This window comes from Massilia sp. 9I (genome assembly GCF_902506415.1).
Lineage (GTDB): Bacteria > Pseudomonadota > Gammaproteobacteria > Burkholderiales > Burkholderiaceae_D > Telluria.
On sequence record NZ_LR733275.1, the window covers coordinates 2,797,754 to 2,813,972 of the forward strand.

Annotated in this window: 18 protein-coding genes; 5 read left to right on the plus strand and 13 right to left on the minus strand. The window is 62.7% G+C overall.

All coding sequences use genetic code 11. The features are described 5' to 3' along the window. Positions 1 to 2: 2 nt before the first annotated feature. Both GV068_RS25225 and GV068_RS12540 read right to left on the minus strand, forming a co-directional pair. Complete coding sequence (locus GV068_RS25225) at positions 3 to 416, minus strand: thiol-disulfide oxidoreductase DCC family protein (protein WP_229464145.1); 414 nt, start codon at positions 414 to 416, stop codon at positions 3 to 5. Beyond that, positions 413 to 952 (minus strand): GbsR/MarR family transcriptional regulator, encoded by a 540-nt coding sequence (locus tag GV068_RS12540; protein WP_159697974.1) that lies wholly within the window; start codon positions 950 to 952, stop codon positions 413 to 415. Before GV068_RS12540 ends, GV068_RS25225 begins: the two co-directional genes overlap by 4 nt. 147 nt (positions 953 to 1,099) lie before the next feature. Between GV068_RS12540 and GV068_RS12545 the strand changes: the two genes are divergently transcribed. The 3 genes from GV068_RS12545 to GV068_RS12555 all read left to right on the plus strand — a co-directional run bounded on the left by GV068_RS12545 (position 1,100) and on the right by GV068_RS12555 (position 2,927). After that, complete coding sequence (locus GV068_RS12545; RefSeq protein WP_159697977.1) at positions 1,100 to 2,077, plus strand: threo-3-hydroxy-L-aspartate ammonia-lyase; 978 nt, start codon at positions 1,100 to 1,102, stop codon at positions 2,075 to 2,077. Next, positions 2,077 to 2,451 carry a RidA family protein gene (locus GV068_RS12550; protein ID WP_159697980.1) on the plus strand — a complete coding sequence of 125 codons (375 nt, stop codon included), beginning with the start codon at positions 2,077 to 2,079 and terminating at the stop codon, positions 2,449 to 2,451. Before GV068_RS12545 ends, GV068_RS12550 begins: the two co-directional genes overlap by 1 nt. A 95-nt stretch (positions 2,452 to 2,546) precedes the next feature. After that, positions 2,547 to 2,927 (plus strand): DUF4124 domain-containing protein, encoded by a 381-nt coding sequence (locus GV068_RS12555; protein WP_159697983.1) that lies wholly within the window; start codon positions 2,547 to 2,549, stop codon positions 2,925 to 2,927. 13 nt (positions 2,928 to 2,940) lie between these two features. Here GV068_RS12555 and GV068_RS12560 read toward each other — a convergent pair whose 3' ends face one another. The 4 genes from GV068_RS12560 to GV068_RS12575 all read right to left on the minus strand — a co-directional run bounded on the left by GV068_RS12560 (position 2,941) and on the right by GV068_RS12575 (position 8,845). Next, positions 2,941 to 5,823 (minus strand): bifunctional diguanylate cyclase/phosphodiesterase, encoded by a 2,883-nt coding sequence (locus GV068_RS12560; protein WP_229464553.1) that lies wholly within the window; start codon positions 5,821 to 5,823, stop codon positions 2,941 to 2,943. A gap of 164 nt (positions 5,824 to 5,987) precedes the next feature. After that, entirely contained in the window at positions 5,988 to 6,776 is a 789-nt protein-coding gene (locus tag GV068_RS12565; protein WP_159697989.1) for a hypothetical protein, read from the minus strand. Positions 6,777 to 7,015: 239 nt separating this feature from the next. Next, the gene (locus GV068_RS12570; RefSeq protein ID WP_159697992.1) at positions 7,016 to 7,864 is read right to left on the minus strand and encodes a PhzF family phenazine biosynthesis protein; all 849 of its coding nucleotides are present in this window, start codon (positions 7,862 to 7,864) and stop codon (positions 7,016 to 7,018) included. Between the two features lie 84 nt (positions 7,865 to 7,948). Beyond that, a complete protein-coding gene (locus tag GV068_RS12575) occupies positions 7,949 to 8,845 on the minus strand; it encodes a LysR family transcriptional regulator (protein WP_159697995.1) in 897 nt (298 codons plus the stop codon). A 106-nt stretch (positions 8,846 to 8,951) separates the two neighbouring features. On the opposite strand from GV068_RS12575, the gene GV068_RS12580 reads away from it, so the two are divergent. Continuing rightward, the gene (locus tag GV068_RS12580; protein WP_159697998.1) at positions 8,952 to 10,157 is read left to right on the plus strand and encodes an MFS transporter; all 1,206 of its coding nucleotides are present in this window, start codon (positions 8,952 to 8,954) and stop codon (positions 10,155 to 10,157) included. Between the two features lie 20 nt (positions 10,158 to 10,177). Beyond that, complete coding sequence (gene dkgB, locus GV068_RS12585) at positions 10,178 to 10,978, plus strand: 2,5-didehydrogluconate reductase DkgB (RefSeq protein WP_159698001.1); 801 nt, start codon at positions 10,178 to 10,180, stop codon at positions 10,976 to 10,978. Here the strand turns inward: dkgB and GV068_RS12590 are convergent, their stop codons facing one another. The 7 genes from GV068_RS12590 to GV068_RS12620 all read right to left on the minus strand — a co-directional run bounded on the left by GV068_RS12590 (position 10,979) and on the right by GV068_RS12620 (position 16,136). Then, a complete protein-coding gene (locus GV068_RS12590; RefSeq protein WP_159698004.1) occupies positions 10,979 to 11,692 on the minus strand; it encodes a glutathione S-transferase in 714 nt (237 codons plus the stop codon). A gap of 484 nt (positions 11,693 to 12,176) precedes the next feature. Beyond that, positions 12,177 to 12,635, minus strand: a complete 459-nt coding sequence (locus GV068_RS12595; RefSeq protein WP_159698007.1) for a penicillin-insensitive murein endopeptidase — start codon at positions 12,633 to 12,635, stop codon at positions 12,177 to 12,179. Between the two features lie 12 nt (positions 12,636 to 12,647). Further along, on the minus strand, positions 12,648 to 13,142 hold the full coding sequence (locus GV068_RS12600) for a type VI secretion system tube protein Hcp (RefSeq protein ID WP_159698010.1): 495 nt from the start codon (positions 13,140 to 13,142) through the stop codon (positions 12,648 to 12,650). Positions 13,143 to 13,503: 361 nt separating this feature from the next. Further along, on the minus strand, positions 13,504 to 14,166 hold the full coding sequence (locus GV068_RS12605) for a DUF4145 domain-containing protein (protein WP_229464147.1): 663 nt from the start codon (positions 14,164 to 14,166) through the stop codon (positions 13,504 to 13,506). A 68-nt stretch (positions 14,167 to 14,234) separates the two neighbouring features. Then, the gene (locus GV068_RS12610) at positions 14,235 to 14,771 is read right to left on the minus strand and encodes a hypothetical protein (protein ID WP_159698013.1); all 537 of its coding nucleotides are present in this window, start codon (positions 14,769 to 14,771) and stop codon (positions 14,235 to 14,237) included. A gap of 75 nt (positions 14,772 to 14,846) precedes the next feature. Beyond that, entirely contained in the window at positions 14,847 to 15,119 is a 273-nt protein-coding gene (locus tag GV068_RS12615) for a CRISPR-associated protein Cas2 (protein ID WP_159698016.1), read from the minus strand. A 351-nt stretch (positions 15,120 to 15,470) separates the two neighbouring features. After that, a complete protein-coding gene (locus GV068_RS12620; protein WP_159698019.1) occupies positions 15,471 to 16,136 on the minus strand; it encodes a recombinase family protein in 666 nt (221 codons plus the stop codon). Between the last annotated feature and the right edge of the window lie 83 nt (positions 16,137 to 16,219).

Below are 16,219 nucleotides of genomic sequence, written 5' to 3' on the forward strand. Positions count from 1 at the left end.
TCCTATTTCATGAAGGGATTGCCGACGCTGCAGACACCGTCCTCGCAGCGCAGCGGCAGGCGCAGGCCGAGGCGGCGCGAGATGGCGTAGCGGTGGCGCGCGAACCAGCGGTAGGCGTGCGAGAGCGCCGGGCGCAGCGCACGCACCCGCAGCGGCCACACCATCCATCCGCGTCTGGCCAGGGTGTAGGCGCGCAGCATGCAGTCGATGCCGACCAGGACCTCGCCCTCTGCCGTGAGGCCGTGCAGCTCGCGGTTGAGGGCCTCCAGGTCGGCGCCCAGCGGCGCCGGATCGAAGCCGGGCTGCCGCATGTCGACGAACGCCAGCTGCCTGGCCGTATCCCAGTCGTGCAAACGGCGCATGCTGGCGACGCAGAACGGGCAACGCCCGTCGTAATGGAGGGTCAGTGCGCTCATGGTTTCTCCTTGCCCGCCGGGAGGAAGCGCGCCACCTTGCCGCCCATCGCGAGCATGCGCTGCAGGGTCTGCGGCGGCAGGTGCTGGTAGTCCTGGAAGGTGGTGCTCAGCATCTCGAGGAACTCCAGCACGGTCTGCATGCGCGCCAGGGTCGCGGCGTCGAGCTCCGTATCCTCTTCGCCTTCGATGGCGCACTCGCGCAGCACGCTCAGGGTCGGGTCGATCTCGCGGCGCTTGCGCTCTTCCAGGATGACCCGGAAGATCTCCCACACATCCTGCAGGGCCTGGAAATGGTCGCGCCGGTCGCCCAGTACGTGGGTCACGCGCACCAGCTTCCAGCTCTGCAGCTCCTTGAGACTGTTGCTGACGTTCGAGCGCGCCACGCCCAGGGTCTCGACGATGTCGTCGGCGGTCAGGGGACGCTCGGACAGGTAGAGCAGCGCATGGATCTGCGCCACCGTCCGGTTGACGCCCCAGCGGGTTCCCATCTCGCCCCAATGGAGGACGAATTTCTGTGCGGTCGGGCTGAGGCTCATGGATTCCTTTATTTCTGTGATTACAGAAATTAAAGAACAAAATGAAGAAAAGAGCAAGCGCGCGTTTGTATCCATGCACGGAGGGTGGCTGCTCCCGCTGCCCCGGCCTTCGCTATACTGTTGATTTTCGACTTAGACGAGACCGACATGCCAGACACCGCCGCCCTCTCCTACCGTGACGTCGAACTGGCCGCCGAGCGCCTGCTTGGGGCCGCGCACCGCACCCCGGTGCTGACCTCGACCACGGCCAACAAACTGTCCGGCGGCACGCTGTTCTTCAAGTGCGAGAACTACCAGCGCATGGGCGCCTTCAAGTTCCGCGGCGCCTATAACGCGATCGCAAAGTTCGACAACGCCCAGCGCGCAGCCGGTGTACTCACCTTCTCGTCGGGCAACCACGCGCAGGCGATCGCGCTGTCAGCCAAGCTGGCCGGCATCAAGTCGGTCATCATCATGCCGCAGGATGCGCCGGCCCTGAAGGTCAAGGCGACCAAGGAATACGGCGGCGAAGTCATCACCTACGACCGCTACACCGAAAACCGCGAAGAGATCGCCCGCCGCCTGTCGGAAGAGCGCGGCATGACCCTGATTCCGCCCTATGACCACCCGGACGTGATCGCCGGCCAGGGCACCTCGGCCAAGGAATTGTTCGAGGAAGTCGGCGAACTCGACATCCTGATGGTGTGCCTGGGCGGCGGCGGCCTGCTGGCCGGCTGCGCGCTGGCGGCGCGTGCGCTGGCGCCGAATTGCAAGGTGATCGGCGTCGAGCCGGAAGCGGGCAACGATGGCCAGCAGTCGCTGCGCAAGGGCGAGATCGTGCACATCGCCGTGCCGAAAACCATCGCCGACGGCGCCATGGTGACCCACATCGGGGAGCACAATTTCGAGGTGATCCGCCGCAGCGTCGACGACATCGTTACCGTGAGCGACGCCCAGCTGGTGCAGACCATGGCCTTCTTTGCCGAGCGCATGAAGATGATCGTCGAGCCGACCGGCTGCCTGGCCGCTGCGGCCGCGCTGCACGGCGTGGTCGACGTTAGGGCTAAGCGCGTGGGCATCCTGATCAGCGGCGGCAACGTCGACCTGTCGCGCTTCGCCGAACTGATGCAGACGCTGGACGCTTGATGGAGTTCATCCAGTCACCGGAACTCCCGGCGCCCGCTGGGCACTATTCGCAAGCCGTCGTCACGCGCGGCGGCCTGGTCTATGTATCGGGCGTGCTGCCGGCGCGCAACCTGCCTGATGCCTCGTTCGACGCGCAGTGCGCATCGGTGTTCGAGCAATGCGAGAAGATCCTGCGCGCGGCCGGTTGCGGCTTGAATGACGTGGTGCAATGCACGGCCTACCTTGCCAACGTTGAGTTGTGGCCTGGGTTCAATACCTTCTACGCCGGCGTGTTCGGCGATCACCGGCCGGCGCGCGCCGTGGTGCCGGTGCCTGCCCTGCACTACGGTTTCCTGCTGGAAGTGCAGCTGGTGGCGGAACGTCCTAACAGCTGAGAGATTCCTGTGCGCAGGCCGCGCACAGGTGAGGCAGCGAACAGAAGCGTGTAAGACCGACACGGACAATGGAGGCTCCAGAAAAGGAGTCGACCATGAAGCGTCACCTCTCTCTCAGCATTCTTGTGGCGGCATTGGCCGCAGCGAGCGCCTCTGCCTTCGCTGGTTCGGACATCGTCAAATGCATCGACGGCGCCGGCCGTGTCACCCTGACCGACCAGCCCTGCGACGGCGGCGCGGCCACGGTGCGCCTGGCGAGCAGCCCGGCGGACGAAGGCATCACCCGCGCCGAGCCGTATCCGCTCGCCGTCGAACATGCCGTGCTGCCGCCTGCTCCCGCACAGCGTCGTCACCTGCTGCCGCGCGTCAAGGCCAAGCCGATGATGCGCGACGTCGCCACGCTCAAGGCGGCGCGCGCGCAATTCCTGTTGCTGGATGCCGGATCGAAACAGACTACCCTGGCGACGCTGGATTAAAACCCTGCCGCGCTCAATGCAAGTCGTGCATCCTGGTCACGCTTGCCAGATGCCGCTTTGATGGCGACTCCAGCTCGCGCAGTACTTCCAGCACGTCCGGGTGCGTGATGAAGTCCGCTGCCGAGCGCGCCTGCAGCAGGCGCTCCGGCGGCTGCGAGCGCGCCACCGCCCATCCCTGCACGTAATCCACGCCGATCTCCGCCAGCGTCTGCACCGTGGCGGCGTCTTCCGCCCATTCCGCAATGGTCTTCATGCCCAGGTTGCCCGCCAGGCTGACGATGGCTTCCACGATGGCCACGTTGGCCGGGTGCGCGTTGATGTTGACGATGAAGTTGCCGTCGATCTTCAGCACGTCAGCCGGCAGTTCCTTCAGGTAGGAGAACGAGGTATAGCCCGCGCCGAAATCGTCCAGCGCCACCTTCACACCGAAGCTGCGCACCTGGTCGATGAAGCGGCGTGTGTTGTCGAGGTCGTGCAGGGCCACGCTCTCGGTGATCTCCAGGCACAGGCGGCTCGCCACGTGCACGTAGCGGCCCAGGATGTCGAAGGTGTCCTGCACGAAGCGCTCGTCGTTGAGCGAGGCGCCTGACAGGTTCATGCAGACGAAGCGGGTATTGCACAGCTGCTCAGTGTGCTCGGCGATCCAGGCCAGGGTCGTGTTCATCACCCAGCGGTCGATCACGCTCGCGCGGCCGCTTTTCTCGGCGGCGGCGATCACGGCGCCGGCCGGCACGATGCGGCCATCCGGCTCGCGCATGCGCAACAGCACTTCGAAGTTCAGCGATTCGCGCGGGCTGCTCAGGGACATGATCGGCTGCATCTCGAGCAGCAGGCACTCGGTGGCGTTCGGACTGGACAGGCGCGCCACCATGTCCAGCTCGGCCGCGCGCTGGCGGAAGGCCTCGGCGCCGCGCTCGTACACCACCAGGCCTTCGCCCTGCCCCGTCTTGGCTTCGCGGCAGGCGCGGTCGGCGGTCGAGACCGCATCCTTCATGGCGATGCCCGGCGCCACTTCGATCAGGCCGACCGAGCCGCGCACGTGGAAGGCCTTGTCGCCCACCCGGTACGGCGTGTTGCCGAGGCGGTCGACGATGCCGCGGCAGATGATGGAGGCCAGCGGGATCGCCGTCTCCGGCATCAGGACCACGAATTCATCGCCGCCCACGCGGCCGATCTGCTGGCCGCCGGCCAGCATGGTCGCCATCCGTTCGCACACCTGCTTGAGCACTTCGTCGCCGGCGGCGTGGCCGAACAGGTCGTTGATCAGCTTGAAGCGGTCGAGGTCCACGTAAGCCAGCGCCATTGGCTTGCCCGCAGCCAGGCCGGCGGCGGCCAACGCGAACTCGTGCTCGATGCCGCGGCGGTTGAAGACCTTGGTCAGCGGGTCGTTGTTGGCCATGAACTGCAGCTGCTCGGTGGCCTTGTGCTTTTCGGTGGTGTCCTGCAGCACGCCTTCGATGCGCGAACGCGCCAGCGTGGCGCTGACCAGGAAGCGCTGGGTGCCGTCGCGGCTGGTGAGTTCCATCTCGGCCTCGGCCTTGGCGTGCACCTGCTCGTGCAGCGCGGTCCAGGTGCTCTCGGTGAAGAACTGGCGCCAGGCGGTACGGCCCGGCACGAAGCTGACGATGCCCAGCATCTTCTGCAGCGCCGGGTTGACGCTCAGGAAGTGGCCGTACATGTCGAGCGTGAACAGCCCCACCGGCATCGCCTGGTAAGCGTGCTCCAGCTGCTGCTGGGCTTCCTCGCGCTGCACGGTCTCGACCCGCATCTGCTCGGCCACGGCCAGCGCCGCCAGCAGGCTCGATGCGAGCGCGGCGGTGACGCTGTTGATCACGCCCAGCAGTTCGCGCATGCCCAGCGCGGCCGAGGCGACTTCGGCAATGGTGGCCAGGAAGCTGACCGCGAACGAAGCCGCGAACCAGGACGCGACCCGGTTGCGTGACTCCGCAATAATCTTGAACAGGCCCACCGTCATCACCGAGAAGCAGCACACGGTAATGCCCCACAGCAGCGGCAGGTAGACGCCATAAGGCAGCAGGATGGCGGCAGCCAGCATCGGCATGCACAGCCACTGCATGATGCGGAAAGGCAGGACGTAGCGCAGCGCCGCGATATTTTCCTTCAGCAGCGACTGGTACAGGGTGAGCGTCGCGATGCCGTACAGGGTGATGCCTACCGAGCGGCTCAGCAGCAGCCAGTCGGACGGGATGGTCTGGCCCAGCCACTGGATGTCCCAGCCGGCCGACAGCGCGGCCACGCGCAGGTTCAGCACCAGCCAGCCGGCGAACAGCACATAGCGCGGCTGGCGGTTGATCGCGGCGGTGATCAGGATGAACAGGGCCAGCACCACCATGCCGCCGTCGAGCAGGCCCGACTTGCGGTGGTACTGCTCGACCGACAGGGCGTACTGGTCGGCCGGCCATTGCAGCACAGACAGGCGGGCCGGACCGGCGAAGCGCGCGCGGCACAGCAGTTCCGAGGGGAGCGGCCCCATCTTCAGGGCGAAGCCGGCTTTCGAACCTTCGATGGAGCCGGTACCGGCGCCACGCGTGGCGGAGCCCAGCGGCGCCAGGCTGCCGGCGTCCCAGCAGGCGAGGTCGATCGCGTGGCGCGAGGGGAATTCGACTACCTGGCTGCCGGCGCGCGGCATCGGTTCGAAGGCGAACCAGACCGGGGCTTCGGACAGGTGGGTGTCGTGGCTGGTGACCAGGCTGGCGCCGCGCGCACGCGCCAGCGCGGCGCCGGGGCTCAAGTCGGCTTCCTGCTGGACCGTGACGTGCATCGAGAGCGGGACGTCGCCGACCGTGCGGTACTGGTCGTGCCAGAAAATCAATGCGATCAGGGAAACCAGGCCGATCCCGAGCGGGATCAGGTAATACGAGAACAACTTCAACACCCGCTCCACCACCGCATGCGCGGTGGCCGGAAGCGAAGAACGGCTTTGTGGTGTCGGGATGGGCATAAGCTGGATCGATGCGGTCGAAAGCCATTGCCGAAGCCGGCAATGGCATCAAAGCGCAAGGATACAGCTTTAAAGTGATGCCGTCATGCAATATCTAGTCAGGCGGCGGCGAATTCGCGTGCCTGCAACGTCAGATTCGTCAGTGGCTTGACATGCAGCGGTTTGGCCAGCAATGGCGGGCGGGCCGGGCCCACGTCGATGTCCGGATGCTGCGTATTGAAAAAGAAATTGAATAGCGGATGGCGCGCGTCGCGGTAGCGCTGCTCGAAGCTGGCGATCTCGAAGGCCATCACGCGGTGCGGGATGTTGCCGACGTGGCGCAGCGGCACCGCGCCCTGCTCCGGGAACACGTCGGAAAACAGCAGCTGCTCGTACTGGCGGTCGACCGGCGGCCGGCCCGTGGCCACCGAGTAATCGATGGCATTGTCTTCGCAGTACATGAAGCAGGCCTTGATCAAGGCCAGCTTGACCACGCGGCCGACGCGGCCTTCGTCGATGCCGAGACGGGTCGCTTCCACCAGGCGGCGGCCCTGCAGCCAGTCCGGCAGGACGACCGACTCTTCGACGCCCAGCGGACGGTAGAGGTTGGTGCGGATGCGGGTGCTGCCGATCGGCGTGCCGTCGAGCTTGGACTCGGCGAGCAGCACGATGGTGTCGTCCTCGTAGTCGGCCGCTTCGGGCAAGGCCAGCGAGCGGGCGAATTCCGGCACATGGCGGGCATAGGCCGCGTGGCGAATCTTGATTGCTTTCATCAGGTCCGCCTCGGTTTCCACCCGGCGAATGGTGAAAGGCAGGCGCTCGATGGCGCGGGCGGCGGCGCGCGCTTCGCGCTCGGCGCGGGCCGAATCGCTGGCGAGGCTGGAAACGACTGGGTCGAAGAGCGACATGATGAACTCCGGATTGGATTATGAAACAGAACTTGCCTGAATCAAATTATCAATCCACTCATCAATAATCTAACTGCTGAGCTGAAGTACTTTTCCCCTTCTCTTTTTCCTACAACGCCTGCCAGAATATTCCTACATCACCGCACGGTCGTGCTTAACAATCTGTTTACATTCTGGTCGAGCGCTGTCACCGAGCTGTCATACCAACCAGAAGATCCGGCTGGACCAGTAACCAGCTTTCACATCATGCGGGCGGTGCCGGAGACCTGGATCGAACCGCCTGCTTCCGGCCCGATCTCCGCGCTCAGGCGCGAACGCATGCCCATGTCCTCGCCCTGCACGACCTCGATCCGTCCGCCGTGCGGCCAGCCGAGATCGCGCAGGTAGCCGGCCAGTGCGGCGGTGCCGGCGCCGGTGGCCGGGTCTTCCAGCACGCCGCCGGAAGCAAACGGATTACGGGTATGGAACAGCTGCGGCTGCTCGGCCCAGGCCAGGACGACGGTGACGATGCCGTGTCCGTTCATCAGGCGCCGTCCGGCGTCGAGCTCGTAGGACATGCCGGCAAGGGCCGCGCGGCTGTTCAGGGCCAGCACCAGGTGGTCGGCGCCACCATGGGCCAGCGCCGGCGGGATGCGCTCGTCGAGGTCGGCGCGGGTGTAGCCGAACAGCGCCAGGGCCGCATCCACCAGGGCGGCAGGCGCCGGCTGGCTGCGGGTCGGCGGCGACTGCAGGCTGGCGGCCACGCGCGCGCCCTCCACCCTGCCCTCGACCGAGATCCTGGCCGCGTTTAGCGCCAGCGCGTAGCGGCCGTCGCCGAAGCGGCGTGCCAGCGCCGCGCCCAATGCGATGGTGGCGTGGCCGCAGAAGGGCACTTCGGATTCGGGCGAGAAGTAGCGCACGCGCCAGGCATGGCCGTCGCCATCGCCCTGCGGCGCGGCGAACGCGGTCTCGGAAAAGCCGATGGCATGGGCCAGCGCCTGCATCTCGGCCGCGGGCGGCAGCGCCTCGCCGATCCAGACGCCGGCCGGGTTACCGCCCTGGTCGCCGTCGGAGAAAGCGGCGATGCGCAAGATGTCGGATGGGTTCATGGCAGTTCGTCGATTTGCTTGTAGGACCGCCATCATAATCCGGCCGCGCGCCCTCTGCTGCGCTAGGCCACGCCGGCCTCGCGTTCAGTGGTCCAGCACCTCCTGCAGGCGGTGCGCCAGGAAGTCCACCAGCGCGGCGACGCGTGGCGCCAGTGAGCCCTGCTTGTAGAACACGGCCCATACTGGCTGGGTCCAGGGCAGGCTCGCTTCCTCCAGCACCGGCACCAGCCGCCCCGCCTCCACGTCGCCTCGTGTGAGGAAGTGCGAGAGCGAGGCCACGCCCGCGCCGGCCAGGGCCAGGTGGCGCACCGTCTCGCCGCTCGACGCGACCACCGAGGGCATCACGGTCCAGCCTTCGCCGCCCGCGTGGCGCAGCGGCCAGGTATTCAATAGCGCCGGCGCAGTGAAGCCCAAGGTGCGGTGCGCCTTCAGCGCTTCCACGCTGGCAGGGATGCCGTGCTTGTCGAGATAGGCGGGCGCGGCCAGCACGCGCAGCCGCGTCGTACCGAGGCGGCGCGCGTTCAGGGTCGAATCGGGCAGCGCGCCGATGCGGATCGCCAGGTCGGCGCGCTCCTCGATCAGGTCGACATAGGTTTCGCCGCTGACCAGCTCCAGCTGCACCAGCGGATAGGCATCGAGGAAGTCCGGCACTAGCGGAGCCAGTAAATGATCGAGCGCGGGCGTGGCCGCGTTCACCCGCACCAGACCAGACGGCTGCGAGCGCCGCGACGCGGCCTCGGCTTCCGTATTCGCCAGGTCGGCCAGCAGGCTGCGCGCACGGTTCAACAGCCAGCTGCCCTCTTCCGTCAGCTGTAGGCGCCGTGTCGTGCGGTGCATCAGCGTCATGCCCAGGTGATCCTCGAGGCGCGAGATGGTGCGTGACACGCCCGAAGGCGTCTGGCCCAGGCGCTCGGCCGCATTCGAGAACGATCCCGTATCTATGACTGCGACGAATGCAATCAACGCATCCACATCGATCATTTGTGACTCCACTTCAAAAGTTAATTGTACGCCAGGGCATTTTTCTATGCGCGCGAAAGCCGCACACTGCGGGCCTGGATCAATCCGGCATACCAAGGAGAACACCATGCCACTCGCACTCTGGGCACTGACACTGTCCGCCTTCGCCATCGGCACGACCGAATTCGTGATCGTCGGCCTCATTCCCACCATCGCCGCCAGCCTCGGCGTGTCGGTGCCGTCCGCCGGCCTGCTGGTGAGCCTGTACGCGCTCGGCGTCGCGGTCGGCGCGCCGGTGCTGACCGCCCTCACCGGCCGGGTGCCGCGCAAGCAGCTGCTGCTCGGCCTGATGGCGCTGTTCACCCTCGGTAACCTGGTGGCCTGGATGGCGCCCGGCTATACGGCCCTGATGGCCGCGCGCGTGCTGACCGGCCTCGCGCACGGCGTCTTCTTCTCGATCGGCTCGACCATCGCCACCAGCCTGGTGTCGAAGGAAAAGGCCGCCAGCGCGATCGCGCTGATGTTCACCGGCCTGACGGTGGCCCTGGTCACCGGCGTGCCGCTCGGGACCTTCATCGGCCAGCACTTCGGCTGGCAGGCGACCTTCCTGGCGGTCTCGCTGCTGGGCGTGGTGGCGATGATCGGCAGCTGGATCCTGGTGCCGTCGAACATCGCCGGCAGCAAGCCATCGAGCCTGCTGACCCAGCTCGCGGTGCTCAGGAAACCACGCCTGCTCTTGGTCTACGCCATGACCACGCTGGGCTACGGCGGCTCCTTCATCGCCTTTACCTACCTGGCGCCGATCCTGCAGGAAGTCTCGGGCTTCGCAGCATCCAGCGTGAGCCTGGTGATGCTCGTGTACGGCGTCTCGGTCGCGGCCGGGAACATCTGGGGCGGCAAGCTGGCCGACCGCAAGGGACCGCTGCCGGCGCTGCAGATCGTGTTCGCGCTGCTGGCGCTGGTGCTGCTCGTGCTCAGCTTCACCGCGCCGAACAAATGGCTGGTGCTGGCCACCGTACTGGCCTGGGGCGCGGTCGCCTTCGGCAACGTGCCGGGCCTGCAGGTCTACGTGGTGCAGCGCGCCGAGCGCGACGCGCCGCATGCGGTGGACGTGGCCTCCGGGCTGAACATTGCCGCCTTTAACGTCGGCATCGCACTGGGCGCCTGGGGCGGCGGCCTGATCGTCGCGCACTTCGGCCTGATGGCCACACCCTGGATCGGCGCACTGATCGTGCTCGGTGCCCTGGCGCTCACTACCCTCGCCCGCTACCTGGACCGGCGCGACGGCCTGCCGGCAAAAGCCGTCCTGAAGTCCGCCGTCGCCACCCACTGATATCAATGAAAGGAATCACCATGCACATGCCACAACTCGGCCTTGGCACTTTCCGCCTGCAGGGCCAGCAAGCCATCGACTCGGTCCGCAACGGACTGGAACTGGGCTACCGCCACATTGACACCGCCCAGATCTACGGCAACGAAGAAGAAGTCGGCCGCGCGCTGGCCAACGCCAAAGTGGCGCGCGGCGAGGTCTTCGTCACCACCAAGATCTGGACCGAGAACCTGGATAGCGAGCGCCTGGCTGCGAGCCTCAAGGAGAGCCTGCGCAAGCTGCGCCTCGAGCAGGTCGACCTGACTCTGATCCACTGGCCCTCGCCAGGCAAGGCGGTGCCGGTGGCGGAATCGATGCAGGCCCTGCTCGCGGCGCGCGAGGCCGGGCACACCAAGGCGATCGGCATCTCGAACTTCCCGGTGGCGCTCATGCGCGAAGCGATCGACGCGGTCGGTGCGCACAACATCGCGACCAACCAGGTCGAGCTGCATCCCTATCTGCAGAACCGCACCGTGGCCGCGTTCGCGCGCGATGCCGGCATCCACGTCACCGCCTACATGCCGCTCGCTTACGGCAAAGTCATGGACGACAAGGTGATCGGCGCGATCGCCGCGCGCCTGCAGGCGACGCCGGCGCAGATGACGCTGGCCTGGCTGCTCGCCAAAGGCTATGCCGTGATTCCATCGTCGACCAAGCGCGCCAACCTGGCCAGCAACCTGGATGCGACCGCGCTCGTGCTGGCGCCGCAAGACCTGGCGGCCATCGATGCATTGGACCGTGGCGAGCGCCTGGTCAGCCCCGAATTCGCGCCCGAGTGGGACTGATCATTCGTCGAGTTCCGGGTAGTAGCGGAAGATCCCGTTCTGGTTGAACGGGATGCGCCGCGGCGACGCCAGGTAGGCCGCGATGTTGGGCCGCGCCGCCACGCGGTCGCGCAAGGCGGTGAGCGCCGGGTAGTCGCCCTCGAGCCGCTTCATCGCGTTGGGGAAGGCGTAGCGCAGGCCCTCGATCACCTGGAACAGCGACAGGTCGGCATAGGTCGGCTTGTCGCCCACCAGCCAGTCGCGCTGCTCGGGATTGGTGAGCAGGCGCGAGAAGTAGGCGAAGAACTTGGGCAGGCGCGTGTCGATGAAGTCGGCGGCGCGCCGCTGCGCTTCGGGCTTCTGGTCTTCGTAGTAGAGCGAGGTCGCGATCGGGTGGTGGGTATCGTGGATCTCGGCGACCAGGTCGGAGATGGTCAACTGCAGCTGGTGGGTCCACAGGCGGCCCGGATCGGTGCGCGGCGCCAGCGCGTGCTGCTCGCCAAGGTACAGGAGGATGTTGGCGACCTGGCCGATCGTCAGCTCACCCGCGCGCAGGAAGGGCGGCGCGAACGAGGGGCGTGCTTCCGTTTCCAGGGCCGACAGCAGGAGGTCCATGCCGCCTTCGCGGCGCGCCACGTCCACATACTCGGCCCCGGCTTCTTCTAGGGCAAGACGGATGAATTCCCCGCGTCCCTGGATACTCGGCCAGTAATATAGTTCATAGGGATGCACCATGATCGTCCTCTGTAAACTTTATGAGGCTGTCATAGTAGACCTTGCAGGCGATCCAAGAAGCACGAAAGGTTGTGGGCCAAGTGTTAAGGTGTCAGCAAGTAGCGCCCTCGATGCTCTTTCCCTTGCGGAGGTCTATGCCGAAGTGACAGGTGTATGGGGACTTCACATCATCTTTATCAAAAGAACAGGCCACGTCCCCCCGTTCTCGTTGACGCATGCCCAGCGTTGTTCCACAGCCTAGCTTTAAGTCAGGTCCGATAGCATCGAACATTTCCTTTGCAAGCTGTCCCTGAACAGCAAACGAAAGCCGCTTGTCAGTCCGTGTAGGAGCCTGTTTCTCGCTAAGAGTGCCGGAATACATAAGGTAATGCACCGTGTAGGGTGAGTAGGTGCCGTCCCAGGCTTGCTGGGCAGCAACAGCGGCCAAAGAGGCTAGAGTCGTTGCTGCGACGATTGCCAGTTTCCTTGTCTTCATAGTTAATTGTCAGAATTGAACATGAAAATGATCGTCGTGTTTGTCCAGCCGACGAGTGCCGGGGATTCGTACGTCATTGAAGAAGATGACCAGTGGGGCGGCTGCACAAGCACGAAACAGCCCGATCAATTTGGTTGTGGCGGCTAGATCGTAGTCGGGACTGTCGTAGACAACTGGCACATGCCGTCCATCCTTTCGCACAGGGCGGCAATCAACTTCCAACCCCTTGCGGTGCGACTTGTGACCGAAGTATACGCCCCCATCAACGCTGATGTTACCTACGCCGAATTTGCGGGTTTCTGTGAGTGCCCATTCGCGTTCTACTGCAAGGAGCAACGTCAACATGCTTGGATGCGCGTATTGAGCCTTGCCGCGTGTCGGGGTACCATAGACGTAATAGCCTGCTTGCTCTGGGGCCTGCGGCAGCATGAACAGGCCGCGTGAATCTTGCGGTGGGACATCTGACATCGTGACCCCCGATCAGCAAGAAATCCGGTTGTTGGACAGGTCCCAGCCGCCATATGTGTTCCCGCCTGAACCGCCAGATATCTTCTGTTGCGTGTAAGTCCACTTTACTTTGCTAAACTTCAGCGTGAACGAGTCGTGCAAGCCGCTACCTTCATAGGCTACCTGATCCATGCTACCGATCAGGACATTGGAAAGCTCGACTTCGTAATACTTGATTCTGCTGCCATCACCGTCGGCACGCATGAATACCAACTTCGCTTTCGGAAATGTCTTCCCTGACGAACAGTTCTGCATGAGTATGGGCGAGGCTAGATCAGCAATCTTCGTTAGCGCAATACTCTTGTGCTCGCACCGTTCGGCTGTATGTCCCCCTGCCGTAGAAGCTGTGGCACTCCTTGGTTGTACGACGCCCCACTGTGCTGACGTAATTTCAACCCATCCGGGGTAGGCTGCGTCCGTACTCTCTCCTTTTACGCCGTCGATCTGAAGGTAGACATCTATCGCCATCACGCACCCCGTTGTGAATTAAAGGAAGTGGTGATTCTTGCTTGGGCGTACCGGGCGGAACTTGGCTTGAAACAGGAAGACGGGCGACGAGGATCAACGGGAATGTTGTTGGCGATAAGACAAGATATTGGATTAGAACCGCTGAGAAGCCCCTTCCTCAACTGATCGACAACAAGGATGAGACGACCATCATCCCGCTAACCGAAGACCAGCGTGAGAAGTTCAAGGAGCAGGATACGGACAGGCGTGATCTGGCGGCGGTAAATGATTTGCTGAGTCGAACCCTTGGGCTGGATGCTACGGAAGCGGCATGACATGCAATCATGCCGCGTTACTTATCCGTAAGCCTACGACGAAAGCATTACTTCATCGGAGGCTTATTTACGCCGCCTAATTTCGCGTTCAGGGCGTCACGCTTTCGCTTCGCAATAGCTGGGGCCACGTAGAAAAAGTTGAACAGACCTTCCAGCACTTCCAAATTCCAATCGGCCTCATGAGGCTCGACAGCGATGATTTCGCCTGTATTGGTATTCTTCATAGGGTGCGCTGCGAAGTTGCCAATGTTCCGGATAGCGTCAAGATTTTCCGCCAGCGCCGGAGGCAAAACACGCGCATCAAGGATGGCATCGATTGCAGGAGCCAAGTCCTTGTTGTTAAAGCCTTGTTCGCGCAACAGCCCTTGCAAGCAACGCCTGCTGAGTGCCGCTGACGCTTTTGGACTGTCACCCATTACCGCAGCAGCTTCATTGAAGTCCTCAGCAAGATGTGCCGGAACCTCTGGCGGCGCAGAAGGCTTATTAGGGTGCCGTGGGACAATGTACGTTTCCGGACCGATGGCATCGGTCGACGCATTTCTTTCCGCGAACTTGATGATGCCTTTAGAGCACGCTGGACACGTCATTGTAAAGTAGCGCCAAGAGGCTGGTCCGACCGCTCCCTTTGCAATGAAAATGCTGTTGAAGCGAGCAATATTCTTTTCGTCGAAATCTTCATGTATTTCGATGTGGCAGTGGGGGCACTTCACTTAAACACTCCTTGCGATCTGGAACACAATACTACACGCATCTTGCTGTATCTCTTAAGAAGCTACTACTAATCACACTCTTCGCCATACGCGTTCACGGTGCCGAGGTGGGGTATCTGGACGAAGGTTTGCATGGCTTCAAAATCAGCGCACAGCATCGCGCACGCACGAATAAACGCATGTCGAGGGTTCGGCCACTTCTCGTGTGAAACACAGCGCAATGCCAAGCACTTGTCCTTTATATCGTTCGCTGAAAAGCTAAGCTGCTCCTGCGTCTTTTTATGGGCTACGTCATGAGCGAAGGCGTTTCGTATGCTTCGGATCGCGTTTAGGTCACTGTAAATCTGAGGACTGACCATGCGGAGGAGATGCGCCATGTCGATCTTGGCGGCGAACGTAGACAACGGACCGTAGTTCCCAATTGCGCGCTTCCATACGGTAGGATCAGGCTGAAAAGCAGCTTCCAACATCCCGAGCAGACCTTCCTCAACCCATGCGCCTCCAACGATGGCAACGCCTCGATCTGACTGGTTTTTAAGTTCTTGAACGACGACCTGCATCCGCGCATGGTCTTCGGCAGTGCTATTGTTCCGATTGGTAGGCATCAGATGGTGTCGAGAAAGCGTTCAAGAACGTGTCCGCCGTCGATGGTAGCAGACGCTTTAACCACGGCCCAGTGCTTAACGTTGGGGTGGATACGTCGCGAGGAAGTTATTTGTTCCCTTCTTCGCGTTAGAGTAATGCTTATTACTTGTCACCTCCGATACCCAGAGAGCGTCGTCGCTATCGACAAACCCTTTCAGGTGGTCGTGAAGTTCCTTAGCAGTGTTGTTGACAGCAACCAGCCAAAATGACGCTTGCGTGCGAACGCCGTCCAGGCGGCGCAATTCGTCCAGCAACAGAGCGTAGTCTTTCTCTCTGTTCAGGTCGTAACTCACGGTGTAAGTCGTCAAGATGCATCCTCCATTACCGGTTAAGGATCAGAAAAAAGACAGCGAAACACTGTGCGAATGTACAGTATAACATCCTGTCAACTCACTTTGGCAACCGAAAAATTTAAAAACATTGCAAGCTTGACCCTACGTGTATCAGGCGCAGAATCTGCAAAACTATCTGAAGGAAAGCCTTGAAATGGCTGGCGAGCGAGGAAGCTATTGAGCCCAGAATTGGGAAGAGACCGAAGCCGTGCTGCGTGTTCCAAAATATGAGCGGATCGGCCGCCCGATTCGACACAGGATTGCCAGGAGAGCGCCGGGCCTGCTCTGCTAGCGGAATATGAAGCTTAAGAACCTGCGGCGAGTTTCCTACGTGGCCTGAGCGGCTTTCAACAACCGAGATACGGTAGACTTATGCCATTCCTTGCCATTGAAGGTGGGGACAAAACGGGAGTTCAGGTCAGCGGCAATCTTATCAAGGGTCATGCACTGGTCTTTCAACCGCTTGAGTTCCGGAAGCATCTTCGCGGCGAAGGCCGCAGCTTTTGCGGCGTTCGTAGCCTGCCCTTTGGCTTGGGCTTCGCTTAGATTAGTTTTGTTGCCCAAGACGCCAGTTCCCACTTTCGACGCCAATGCAGCTTTAGTGCGGGAACCGATCATCTTGCGTTCTTTCTCGCTCAGGGCGGCGAACAGGTGCAGCACGAAGGGATCAACGTCCGACCCTAACTCTGCCACGATGAATGGCACACCCTTCGACATAAAGCCTGAGATAAACGCTACGTCGCGGCTAAGCCTGTCGAGCTTGGACACGATAACTGGGCATCGCAGCTTCTTTGCCTTCGCCAGTGCGTTGCGCAGCCCTTCACGATCAGCCAAGCCAAGCTTACCGCTTGCCACTTCCTCAACCACTTCCACGATATCGAAGCCGTCGGCATGAGCAAAGCTGCGGATTGCGGCTTCTTGTGCTGCCAGGCCGAGACCGGATTTGCCTTGCTCCGAAGTCGATACGCGGGTGAGTCCGATGGCTTGCTTCATGGTCATCTTATGCTAACGAGTTGTCGTTGAGACCATTATACGACCGTTTAGTGGTCGCAACAAGAAATCAATTTGGAGTTAAC